This window comes from Campylobacter novaezeelandiae (assembly GCF_018968685.1).
Taxonomy (GTDB): Bacteria; Campylobacterota; Campylobacteria; order Campylobacterales; family Campylobacteraceae; genus Campylobacter_D; species Campylobacter_D novaezeelandiae.
The window spans coordinates 423,640-436,043 of record NZ_CP076657.1; the positions used below are offsets into that span (position 1 = coordinate 423,640).

Here is a 12,404-nt window from a genome sequence, read left to right on the forward strand (position 1 = left end):
ACTAAATAAGAAGAGTTTTAACTAGGAATTAGAATTTATTGTATTTAGATAAAAAATTCTTTGATTTGATCTTTATCTTTCAAAGGCTTGCATTCATAAATTTTATCTTTAAAGCCTAGTTTGTATTTTTTTCCCTCTTCACATTTTGTATAAGTTAGGGCGATTTTTAAAGCTAAATTTAAATCTTCTTCATTAATATTAGTATCCACTAAAGAGTAAGCCCCAATGAGATCAAAAAGTTTAATTTCTTCATATTTAGAAGTTTTTAAATTTCTTAAAAGTTCATTTTCTAATTCATTGCGACCAATGATCATTTTAGAATTATTAGGTAGTCTTAAATGTCTTCCGTATTTTAGAAGTTGGGCGTCATTTACTTCCATATTTTTATCAAATGATATAAAATCTTTAATTTTTTTAGAAAAGCTTTCAATAGTTAGCAAACAACCTCCACCTGGGCTTTCAAAATCTTCAAGATTAAATTTTTTTGCAAGTTCAAGTTGTCTTTTGCGACTTCTGCCGCTAATGCCTTCTAATTTTTCTCTATCAACCCAACCTTCTCTTTCTGGTTTTGTTGGGGTTAAATTTTTAGCACACATAGGACGTAAAATAAGATCTTCTTCATCTTGGGCTAAGGTTTTTACTTTTGTCATAGCGTCTAATCTCTGACTCATAGGACGTTGTCCTAAAACTTCACCTGTAATGATAAAATTTGCATTTTCATCTTTTAACATAGAAAGGGCTGTTTTAAACATAAAAGCGTGACAATCAATACAAGGGTTAAAATGTTTTCCATAGCCATATTTTGGACTAAAAAGAACTTTTTGAAGATATTCATTTCTTACATCTATCATCTCAAATGAAGCTCCCACCATAGCCGCACGTTTTGCCATAATTTCGCTTTTATCACTTGTACTTCCAAAGCCTATATTAATATTTAAAGCTTTAACTTCTATTCCTTGAGAGGTGATAAGCTTCATAGCAAGCATGCTATCAAGACCTCCGCTAAAAAGTGCTAATGCTTTCATCATTTCCTTTCTAAAATTTAATAAAAGCGTAATTTTATCTTAAAAAATTATACAATGGCTTAAAAAGGATGTTCATTTTCTTTTAAATTTAATTCTATAAAAGTAAAGTAGTTTTTTGAAAATATTTTATAAAGATGTTTAAAAAGTGATTCTAAATTTTCTTCATTTTTTTCTTGTTTTAAGGTTGTTAAACAATCTTTTAAAAAGATAAAAAGTTCATTTTGATTAAGATTTTTTTTGAGTTTCTCACTATTTTTTTCAAGTAAAGAAAAAATTTGTTTTTTTAATGCGAGATTTGTTTTTTTAATGCTGATTTGATTTAAAAAAGCAAGATTGATTTTACAAATTCCTAGTAAAAATTCATTTTCATTTTCTAATTTTCTAAAATTTCTTAAATAGAGTTCTCTTATATCAGAATCTTCTAAATTTATATTTTGGAAGATTTTTTCTAAAATATTTCGATGTTTAAAGCATGCTTTATCACTGATTAAGCGAAAGAGTTCTCTAGCCTTTTCCTCTCTTAATAAATAATCTAAAATTTCAAATTCACTTAGATAAATTTTTTGCGAGATATTATAGGCGTTAACTAAGTTTTTATTTTGAGAGGATTTTTTGCTAAGATGAATAAAATTTTCTTCAACTCCTAAAAGTTTTGAGACTAAAGTTTTGTATGAATTGGCTATCAATGGTTCAAGTAAAAAGGTGTATTTTTGTATATTTTCTAAAGCCTTTTGTTTATCAAGCATAGTTTTTAAAGGAAGATTATCAAGCATAGTTTTGATATAAAATTCTCCAAGCTCTATTCCTTGTTCTAGTAAATTAAATAAAACTTTATTTTGATTGTTTGCTACAAGTTCAGCAGGATCTTTTCCACCTTCAAGTAAAATTACTTTACCATCTATTTTGTTGGTGCTTAGCAAAAATGCTGATTTAAAAGCAGCTTGTAAACCTGCATTATCATTATCAAAGCATAAAACCACTTTGGCATCATAACGTTTAATCAAAGGAAGATGATTTTGGGTTAGAGCTGTTCCTAAAACAGCTACAGCGTTATTTAATCCTGCTTTATGAAAAGCAATAGCATCCATATAACCTTCACAAATAATTATTTCTTTTTTTTGAGCTATATAATCTTTTGCAAGGTTAAAAGCATAAAAAATTCTGGATTTATCAAAAAGTTTATTTTGGGGTGAATTAACGTATTTGGCCAAATTTGAAGAATTTAGTGTGCGTCCTCCAAAACCTACTAATATATTTTTGTGATCATATATAGGAAAAGTTATTCTTTGAATAAAGCTAGCGTAAAATTCTTTATCTTGATTTTTGATAGCTCCAACTTCTAATGCATCTTGAAAATTAATATTTTCATTTGTTAAAAGTCTTAAGGTTTCTTCTGATTTGGGTGCAAAACCTAGTTCGAATTTTTTAATATCTTGATCATCTAATTTCCTTGAATAAAGATAAGTCAAAATTTCTTTATGTTTTGGTAAGTTTTCTTTATAAAAAGCATTAAGCAAAGGTAAGATATATTTTAGATCTTTTTGATTTTCTTTTTTTTCTTTGGTGTAAGTTAAAGTAAAATTACTTAAATTGGCTATTTTTTCAACGGCCTCTTTAAAACTTATTTTTTCATAATCCATAACAAATTTAAAAACATCTCCACCTGCTTTACAAGAAAAGCAATGATAAAAACCTTTTTGAGAGTTGATGTGCATAGAGGGATTTTTATCATTATGAAAAGGGCAAACACAAATATAGCTTGAGCCTTGTTTTTTTACTTCAATAAAATGAGAAATAATATCAACAATGTCTATTCTTTGACTTAAATTTTCTATACTTGCTTTATCAATCATTTTTTAAACCTTGATAAAATTATACAAAGATTTGGCTATAATAGATATAAAAATTAAAGTTTTAATATGGATTTATTTTTTTTAGATTATAGGGATCCTTTAGTAGGATTAATTTTCATTACTATCTTGATCTTTGTAGTGGCACTGATTAATTATTTTTGGAGATTTTTTATCTATAAAGATGAAGAGGAAAAATTAGAAAAATTTATTAAAAAATTTGAACTTAATAATATACATAAAGATTTATTAAGGGATCCAAATTTAAGTTTGGATAATCTTATTTTTTTAGCATCAATTTTTACAAGAAGTGGAGAATTTGAAAAAGCTATACAAATTTATTTAATTGCCTTAGAAAAAGTAAAAGATAAAAAAGAACAAGAAGGTATTTTTATATCTTTGGCTGAGGCATATTTTAAAGCGGGATTTTTAGAAAGATCAAAAGAGGTGTTGCTTAATGCCTTAAAAATAAGACCAAGAAATGAAAGAGCTTTAAAACTTTTAAAAATTGTTTATTTAAGGTTAAGATCTTATAAAGAAGTTTTAAATACTTTAGAATGTCTTTTGGAGCTTGATGAAGAGGTAAAAGAAGAAAAAGAATTTATAAAAGCTCTTATCATAAAAGATCAAGATATGGAACAAAAAAATAAATTAGAACTTATTTTAAATCTTGACATTAAAGATAACGCAATGCTTCAAAGATTTATTTTTGAAAATTATCAAATCATAAAAGAGCAAAATCTTTTTGATATTATAGATTTGCTTTATAAAGATCAAAAATTAATAAAGATTGATAAACAAGAGTATAAAGAATTTTTCTATGCTTTGAATTTATTACCAAAAGAAGAAAAAATTTTTATAAAAAATCAAAATTTTAGAATGTTTAAAATTTTAAAAAACAATGAATTTAAAGTAAAAATGGTATTTTCTTATATGTGTTTAGATTGTAAAAACATTATGCCATTATTTTTTTATCATTGTCCAATTTGTTATAGTTTTAATAAATGTAAAATTCTTTATGAGGTTAAACTTGATGAAACAAATTAAGATCTATACAGATGGGTCTTGTCTTAATAATCCGGGTTTTGGAGGCTGGGCTTATATTTTACGCTATAAAGAACATGAAAAAATAGGTTTTGGCGCGAAAGAAAATACAACCAATAATCAAATGGAGCTTTTAGCCATCATTGAAGCTTTAAAAATTTTGAAAGAACCTTGCGAAATAGAGCTTTATACGGATTCTAATTTAATGGTAAGGAGTATTAATGAATGGCTTGAAACCTGGGTTAAAAAGGATTTTAAAAATAAAAAAAATGTAGATTTATGGAAAGAATATTTAAAATTTTCAAAGGATCATAAAATTAGGGCTTTTTGGGTTAAAGCGCATAATGGACATATAGAAAATGAAAAGTGTGATAAATTAGCAAGAGAGGCTGCTTTGAATTTACAAAAGGAAAAAAATGGAAAAGATTAAGGTGCTTGAACAAAGATTAAAATATACATTTAAAAATCAAAAATTACTTATTGAAGCTTTAACTCATAAAAGTTTTAAAAAACCTTTTAGTAATGAGAGATTAGAATTTTTAGGAGACGCTGTTCTTGATTTGGTTGTTGGTGAGTTTTTGTTTCATAAATTTAAAAATGATGCAGAAGGGGATTTATCTAAATTAAGAGCGGCTTTAGTAAATGAAAAATCTTTTGCAAAAATTGCTAAAAGTCTTGATCTTGGTAATTTTATTTTTATGTCAATTGCTGAAGAAAATAATAACGGTAGAGCTAAGCCATCTATACTTTCAGATGCTTTAGAAGCAATCATTGGAGCAATACATCTAGAATCAGGATTTTTAGAAGCAAAAAAAGTGGCTTTAGCTTTGATTGAAGAAAATTATCCTCATATAGATGCAAAGAATCTTATTAGAGATTATAAGACAAAATTACAAGAAGTTACTCAGGCAAAATTAGGTCAAACGCCAGATTATGAAACCTTAAGAGCTTTTGGGCCTGATCATCAAAAACAATTTGAAATTGTTTTAAAACTGGAGGGAATTGAGTATGCAAGATCTATTGCAAGTAGCAAAAAAGAAGCTCAGCAACTTGCAGCTAAAATTGCTCTTGAGAAATTAGGAATTTTATGAATACTTTTGGTACAAGATTAAAATTTACAAGCTTTGGGGAATCACATGGTAAAGCTTTGGGTTGTGTTATAGATGGAATACCTGCGGGAATAAAATTTGATGAGAATTTTTTACAAAATGAACTCGAGCTTAGAAAACCCGGTAAGAATAAATTTCTAAGTCCTAGAAAAGAAAATGATGAGGTGGAAATTTTAAGCGGGGTTTTTCAAGGCTATACAACGGGAACTCCTATATCTGCAGTTGTTTTTAATAAAGATGCAAGATCAAAAGACTATGAAGAGTTAAAAGACGTTTTTAGATTATCTCATGCTGATTTTACTTATTTTTATAAATATGGTATCCATGATTATAGAGGTGGTGGAAGATCAAGTGCTAGAGAGAGTATAAATAAAGTTATAGCAGGAGCAATTGCTGCGATGCTCTTAAAAGAGTTTGATATAGAAGTTTTTAGTGGAATTTGTAGCATAGGCACTAAAAATATAGATTTTAAAAATATAGACTTTGAATTTTGTAAAACGAGTGAGATTTTTTGTTTAGATCCAAATTATGAAGAAGAATTTAAAAAAGAACTTTTAAATGTAAAAAAAGCTAAAGACAGCATAGGTGCTAGTGTTTATACTTGCGTTAAAAATGTGCCTATTGGGTTAGGAGAGGTTTTATATGATAAGCTTGATTCTAAGCTAGCTCATGCTTTAATGGGTATTAATGGGGTTAAGGCTGTAGAAATAGGCTCTGGAGTAAAAGCAAGCCATATGCGTGGTTCAAGCTATAATGATATTTTAAAAGATAAAAAGTTTTTAAGTAATAATTCAGGTGGAATTTTAGGCGGTATCTCTAATGGATCTTTAATTGAAATTAAAACTCATTTTAAGCCTACTCCTTCAATTTTTATCCCTCAAGAAAGTATGGATAAAAAGGGTAATAATGTGAGATATATTTTAAAAGGAAGGCATGATCCTTGTATAGCAATTCGTGGAAGTGTTGTTGTAAATGCTATGGTGAGATTTATTCTTGCAGATTTACTTCTTTTAAATGCAAGTTCAAGACTTGATTATCTTAAAAAAATTTATACTTTTTAATTTGTTATAATTTTAAAAATAAATAAGGAATATAAATGATTTTTATTGATGCTTGTTTTAAAAAAAATGTGCCTTATACTCCTGTTTGGATGATGAGACAGGCTGGAAGGTACTTAAAAGAGTATATGAAAGTAAGAGAAGAAGCAGGGGATTTTCTTTCTTTATGTAAGGATTATAAAAGAGCAAGCGAAGTAAGCTTACAACCTGTTGATATTCTTGATGTAGATGCGGCGATTATTTTTTCAGATATTTTAGTTGTCCCTTTAGAAATGGGTATGGATTTAAAATTTGAAAAAGGAGATGGTCCAGTATTTAGCGAGCCTTTAAAATCTTTAGAGGATATAGATAAGTTAGATTGCAATGCTTATAAAAAATTAACTTATGTATATGATGCCATTTCTCTTACAAGAGAAAAACTCCCTTCTTCTAAGGCTTTAATAGGATTTTGTGGTAGTCCTTGGACTTTGGCAACTTATATGATAGAAGCAAGAGGAAGTAAAACTTATGCAAAATGTAAAAAATTAATTTACACTGATCCTTTATTAATGCATAGTTTACTTAAAAAATTAAGTGAAATCTTAAAGTTATATTTAGAAGAGCAAATTAAAGCTGGGGCAAATGCAGTGCAAATTTTTGATAGCTGGGCAAGTGCTTTAGAAAAAGATGTATTTTTTGAATTTTCTTTTAAATATATGATAGAAATTTCTAATTACATTAAAGAAAAGTATCCTCACATACCTGTAATTTTATTTCCAAAAGGAATTAGTGGATACTTAGATGGAATTTATGGAAATTTTGATGTTTTTGGAGTAGATTGGAGCACTCCTTTAAAAACGGCAAAAGAATTCTTAAGTCCTACTTATACTTTGCAAGGTAATATGGAGCCTTGTAGGCTTTATGATAAACAAGCCATAAAAGAAAGTGTTTGTGATATTTTAGAAATTATGAAAAATAAAGCACATATTTTTAATTTAGGACATGGGATTTTACCTGATATTCCTGTTGAAAATGCTAAATATTTTATCAATCTTGTAAAAGAATTATCAAGCAAATGAACATAATTTTTGGTCCTATAAATTCAAGGCGTTTTGGTTTTTCTTTAGGCATTGATTTAAGTCCTGCTTTAAAACAATGCAATTTTGATTGCGTGTATTGCGAACTTAAACAAGCTAAAGCCATTGCCAAAATGGATTATATAGTTGGCGTTAAAGATATCATTGAGCAATTACAATTTTTTTTAACCAAAAAAATACCTTTTGACGTTCTTACTTTAACAGCCAATGGAGAGCCTAGTTTATATCCAAATTTAAAAGAATTGATTACTGTTTTAAGAGGGTTGAAACTAGATAAAAAAATTCTTATTTTAAGCAATGGAACTGCTGTTTTAAATGAAAAACAATTTAATGCTTTGCTTGATTTAGATATGGTAAAATTAAGCCTTGATAGTGTAATTAAAGAAAGTTTTTTGCGTATCAATAAACCCTTAAAAGAAATTGATCTTCATTTAATGATAGAAAAAATGATAACTTTTTCAAAAATTTTTAAGGGTGAACTTATCATTGAAATTTTAGTTGTTAAAGGTATTAATGACAATGAAAAAGAATTTAAGGCTTTAAATGAAGTTTTGCAAAAAATAAATCCTACAAGAGTAGATATAAGCACTATAGATAGACCCCCTTCTTATCCTGTTAAAGGGGTAAGCGAAGAAAAACTTTTAGATTTAAGTCTTTTTGTAGAGAATATTCCAGTATTTATTGCAAGAAGAAATGAGAAAAAACAAAATATGGAATTTAGCACAGATGAGCTTTTGAAAATGTTGCAATTAAGAGCGCAAAGTGAATTTGATGTTAAGGCTCTTTTAAGCTTAAATAGTCAAGCGATATTGGATAATTTAATAAAAAAAGATTTGGTTAAAATTTATAATTTAGGCGGAGTTAAATTTTATAAGGTATAGATTTGTAAAAAATTCGAATTTTTTACTTTAAATGGTAGTTAATATCGATAATTTTTATAAAAACTTTTATTAAAATTTTATTGTAGGTTGTATAAATAAATTTCTGATTTATTGCTATATTTGTTTTTGCAAAGCTAAAACTACTTTTTTATCTTTTAAAGATTTTGTTTGTGTTATTGTTGATTGTTTATTACAAAAAACTAAAAAAATAACTTTGATATAATATAAATAATTTTTTGAATTTTGCAAGAAAGTTATATTTACTTATAAATAATATTTATACTCTAGTTTGCCCCAAAAGATTATTGAGTCTATCCATTATAGAATTTACAAAAGAGTTTATACTTTCATTACTTGCTTTCCATCCATTATTTTTAGCATTATTAAATTCTCTATCAAACCAAGCTCCGCCATAACCTATATTTGTATTTTGCCATTTAACTCCTTTTTCCATTGCATATATATCTGCATCAAGCCATCCATCTTGAGCATAACCTTTAATAAACTTGCAAAATCAACTTTGCCTGTCATGATGTCATCTAAAGAAGCTAATGATCCATCAAAGCTTTCTTTTGTCATAGCTATTTCATAAGCTTTTGCTATAGGGTTTAATGTTGCACTATCTTCTCTTGGCGATGCACCTGTTGATTTTAAAAAGCTCATAAATAAAGCTTCTTTGGAATAACTTCCATCTTCATTTTGTGGATAAACTGACATATCAGGGTTAAAAGTATCTTTTGCTATATCGCTATCTAAATTTTGAGTTTGCATACTTTGTGGGGTGAAATTTAATGGTTGCAATCCTGTATTGATATGTCCAAATATTCCTAATTGTTCTATTTCATCATATTGTTCTTGAGTATAATAGTAATTTGCAATTGTTAATTTATCATAATTTTTTGGCATAATACCTATAGTTTTATCGGATTGTTTCGCTCACTCCTTTTGGCAATTGTTCTAAATCTTCTATGCTAAAGCTAGTTTTATTAGAATTACCAAAACTATGATTTATAATTTGATCAAATTTAGAATAATATTGTTTTATGGTTTCAGCCATATCGATATTAGTATAATACTCGCTTACGCCTAAATATTCTTTTATACTTGAAGCAACAGGATCATTCTCAGCAGCTTTTTTAATCTCATCTAAAGTAGATTTATGTATTTTAAAATCTTTTGGTAATCCTGCAGCTTTATTAAAGTATTCTCCCATATAACCATCTTTATCTACACTATAACCATAAGCTAAAGATGCAATATTACTTGTATTAACTAAAGGATCAGCTTGTTTATATTTTAGAGTATAAATAGAGTTTTTAAATTCACTAGCTATATCATAATTAGGAGAACTTGTTTTAGTATTTACACTAACATTAGTGTTATTACTATTTGATATATTAGCAGAATTTAACTCATCATCTAATACTTCACTTCTTATTAAAGTTTGTGAATTTTTATTTTGAATTTCATTTAATTTAGTGACATTTTGTTTTAAAAAAGTATTAGCAAAATTTATTTTAGAATTTTCTTTACTTTCTTTATTAGCTTTACTTTGTGAAAGTATAGAAGTATAACCTGAATTATCATTGATGCTAAAGATACTCATATTAATTCCTTGATTTAGATTCTGCCTTCAATCTAAATATAAATTAATATAAGCAAAATTTATTCCATTTTAGAATAAAATGGAATAAATTTAGAAATTACATTGTTACAAGTATAAATTTAATGGATATAAAGTTCTAAATTTTAAAATTTTGGTTTAATTTGCTTGACTTTATTTATTTTTTTTAATATAATTACATTTTTATTAATTCATTCCGGATTAGCTCAGCGGTAGAGTAGGCGGCTGTTAACCGCTTGGTCGTAGGTTCGAATCCTACATCCGGAGCCACTTCTTTATAAAATCATCTTTTAATTTCAAAAGTAAAAAACTCGCTTTTAAAATTATCCGGTAAGTCTTTGTATTGTAATAAAGCAGGCTCGTAATTTTGTACTTGTTGATATAAAAGCCCTAAAGCAGCTTTACTTTCTTTATTATTATTGTCTTTAAGTTTTGCAAGTTGCAAAAGAGCAATGGCGGAATTTGGATTATTAGAACCTATAGCAGCAACAGAAGCTAAAAAAAGCGTATGAGAATCATTAACTTTATAATTATCAATTAGTGTATTATATAAAGCATACGCTTCTTCAAAATGGAGTGAAAATATATCAATATAAGCTAGAGCTTGAATTAATCCTTCATCTCTTGTGTTGGAAATATTAAGCAAATCTTTAAATTTTTGACGTTCTAAATTTAAAAGTCCAGCAATTTGCATTAAAGAAGTATATTTTTCTCTTGCTATGATTGCTCCTCCAAATATACTTTTATAATCTAATTTTGCATTTTGAAAATATATTTGAGCATTTTGTGCATAATCTTTAATATTCTGCTTGGTATTTAAAGAATTAAAATATAAAATATTACTCAAGACATCATTGGGAAGTTCGGATTTAAGCTGTGCTATTTTTATATCCGCTTGATTATCAAGATTATTATTTTTAAAAGCAATAGCTTCAAAGATAAGATTTAAAGGATGATTATCTTCTTTAACTTCATCTAGATAGGGTAAGATCGAAGTATAATCTTCATTAGCTAAAAAAAACATATTTTGATACAAGGATGAGGGGGTCAAATTTTTATCATTGGAAATATTATCTTGAATTTCATTATAAAATTTTGTTGTATCTATGCCACTAATTTTGGCACAAAACATTGCAAATACACCGGCTAAATAATTTTTTGGATTTAGATGATAAGAACTTGAAAAATGTTTATAGGCTAAGTTGTAATTTTTAAGTTGAGCATAAGTTAATGCAAGATTATAGTGCAAAATACTATGTTCTGGATATTCTTTAATTAAATCTTGAAAACCTTTATTTGCTTGTTTTAATTTTTGATTTAAAGCAAGATTTACTATGTTTGCTATTCTAACATTTGTTGAGGAAAGGGCTTTGCCTGTTTTAAGATAAAAACTAGCATCAACACTATCATCAACAAAATAAGCAATGTTTGCTTTTTTAATATAAAGAGAAGATTGTTTGCTATCAAAAACCTGATAAGGCGCATAATAAAAAAGTAAATCAAATTGTTCTTTTGGTTGTTTGAAGAAATTTCTAGAAAAATTTTCTTGTGCAATTTGAATATTAAAAAGATCTTTATTTAAATTCACTTTAATTTTATAAGTATCTAAAATACGATATTTATCTTCTTTATTTTTATAGGCATTATTAAGACGTGTTAACATTTCTTGATACTGTCCTATTTTTAAATCTATTAAAGTAATAGCAGCCAAACTTTGATTAAAATCTCTTTCTATTTTTAGAGCAGTATTTAAAGCATTTTTAGCTTTTTGATATTCTCCAATGCGAGCATATAAAAGCCCTAAAGATAAGCTTGATTCAAGGCTATTTTGCTCCTTAAGATAAGTTATGGCTTTTGAATTTAAATCCATTTTGCTGTAGATTTTAGCTGAAAGATATTTTGCTGAATCAGAGTAAGGCTCAGTAGATGTTTTTTGAAACATTTGCAAAGCTTCTGGATAATATCCTTTATAAAAATTAATAAGAGCTAAATAATAATCATAAAGTTTTGAATTTCCTTCTTTTGGTAAATAAACTTGAGCTAAATCAATATAGTATTTAAACCTCTCCTTATCATTTAGTTTTAAGGCGCAAACAGCAGCATTGATAGCTGATACTGTTTGATTTTCGCCATTATTTATAGCTTTTTTAAAATTTTGCAAAGCTTCTTCAAATTTGTTTTCATTCATTTGAGAAACTCCCAAATTGTAGCTAGAAAGCGACTCATTATAAATTGCAATTTGCTCATAAGCTTTTAAAGCTTGTTCAATTTCACCCTTTAGATATAAAGCATTAGCTTTTTTTATCATAGTATCAATTTTTGCGATATTATATTGATATGATTCATCTGGAGCTTCGTTTTTGACTGTTTCTTGTTGTTTCGTTGCGATAATATCAGCTTTAATATTATCGCCGTTAAAAGTTAAATAAAATAGTGTAAAAATTAAAGAACAAACTATAATTATTGAGCCTGCCACTAAGGATAAAAATTTCTTATCTTGATACCAAGCTATTTCTTTAGCTTCGTTTTTCTCTAATGGTTTTTCTTCTTCTTTAGGGGCTGATTCTCTTTTGAAAGAAAAACTTTCTTCTTTATTTGAAAGTTCTTCTGGTAGGGTGGTTAACTCTTCATCTTGCGGAGCTTCACCTTCTTGTCCTTTAAATTCTTCTAAGCCTTCATCAAGTCTTTCTTTAGAACTATTTTCTTGATCAAAATTTTCTTCTGCCATTTATCACTC

9 protein-coding genes, 1 tRNA gene and 1 pseudogene are annotated in these 12,404 nt (G+C 27.2%); 7 read left to right on the top strand and 4 right to left on the bottom strand.

Translation table 11 applies throughout. The annotated features are described in order from the left end of the window. Window positions 1-44 precede the first annotated feature (44 nt). Together CNZW441b_RS02250 and dnaG are read right to left on the bottom strand one after the other, a co-directional pair. Window positions 45-1,025: an MnmA/TRMU family protein gene (locus CNZW441b_RS02250; protein WP_131163726.1), complete on the bottom strand. Its 981-nt coding sequence runs from the start codon at window positions 1,023-1,025 to the stop codon at window positions 45-47. 59 nt (window positions 1,026-1,084) lie between these two features. Continuing rightward, window positions 1,085-2,878 carry a DNA primase gene (gene dnaG, locus CNZW441b_RS02255; RefSeq protein ID WP_216681519.1) on the bottom strand — a complete coding sequence of 598 codons (1,794 nt, stop codon included), beginning with the start codon at window positions 2,876-2,878 and terminating at the stop codon, window positions 1,085-1,087. Window positions 2,879-2,944: 66 nt separating this feature from the next. Here dnaG and CNZW441b_RS02260 point away from each other — a divergent pair, with 66 nt between their 5' ends. From CNZW441b_RS02260 to CNZW441b_RS02285, 6 genes are read left to right on the top strand one after another with little or no spacing between them, the layout of a single operon-like run. After that, window positions 2,945-3,922, top strand: coding sequence for a tetratricopeptide repeat protein (locus CNZW441b_RS02260; protein WP_131163724.1), 978 nt, complete (start codon window positions 2,945-2,947; stop codon window positions 3,920-3,922). Further along, on the top strand, window positions 3,909-4,349 hold the full coding sequence (rnhA, locus tag CNZW441b_RS02265; RefSeq protein WP_131163723.1) for a ribonuclease HI: 441 nt from the start codon (window positions 3,909-3,911) through the stop codon (window positions 4,347-4,349). Before CNZW441b_RS02260 ends, rnhA begins: the two co-directional genes overlap by 14 nt. Beyond that, window positions 4,336-5,010, top strand: coding sequence for a ribonuclease III (gene rnc / locus CNZW441b_RS02270; protein ID WP_131186649.1), 675 nt, complete (start codon window positions 4,336-4,338; stop codon window positions 5,008-5,010). Before rnhA ends, rnc begins: the two co-directional genes overlap by 14 nt. Beyond that, on the top strand, window positions 5,007-6,089 hold the full coding sequence (gene aroC, locus CNZW441b_RS02275; protein WP_131186648.1) for a chorismate synthase: 1,083 nt from the start codon (window positions 5,007-5,009) through the stop codon (window positions 6,087-6,089). Before rnc ends, aroC begins: the two co-directional genes overlap by 4 nt. A 35-nt stretch (window positions 6,090-6,124) precedes the next feature. Beyond that, the gene (gene hemE, locus CNZW441b_RS02280) at window positions 6,125-7,144 is read left to right on the top strand and encodes a uroporphyrinogen decarboxylase (protein ID WP_216681520.1); all 1,020 of its coding nucleotides are present in this window, start codon (window positions 6,125-6,127) and stop codon (window positions 7,142-7,144) included. Further along, a complete protein-coding gene (locus tag CNZW441b_RS02285; RefSeq protein WP_131166227.1) occupies window positions 7,141-8,043 on the top strand; it encodes a radical SAM protein in 903 nt (300 codons plus the stop codon). The genes hemE and CNZW441b_RS02285 overlap by 4 nt, the downstream gene beginning before the upstream one ends. Window positions 8,044-8,320: 277 nt before the next feature. On the opposite strand, the pseudogene CNZW441b_RS02290 reads toward CNZW441b_RS02285, so the two are convergent. After that, a pseudogene (locus CNZW441b_RS02290) lies at window positions 8,321-9,649 on the bottom strand (Cj0814 family flagellar-dependent secreted protein). A gap of 213 nt (window positions 9,650-9,862) precedes the next feature. Between CNZW441b_RS02290 and CNZW441b_RS02295 the strand changes: the two are divergent. After that, window positions 9,863-9,937: transfer RNA gene (locus tag CNZW441b_RS02295), tRNA-Asn, on the top strand. 13 nt (window positions 9,938-9,950) lie between these two features. Here the strand turns inward: CNZW441b_RS02295 and CNZW441b_RS02300 are convergent. Beyond that, complete coding sequence (locus CNZW441b_RS02300) at window positions 9,951-12,395, bottom strand: tetratricopeptide repeat protein (protein ID WP_131166226.1); 2,445 nt, start codon at window positions 12,393-12,395, stop codon at window positions 9,951-9,953. Window positions 12,396-12,404: the final 9 nt, after the last annotated feature.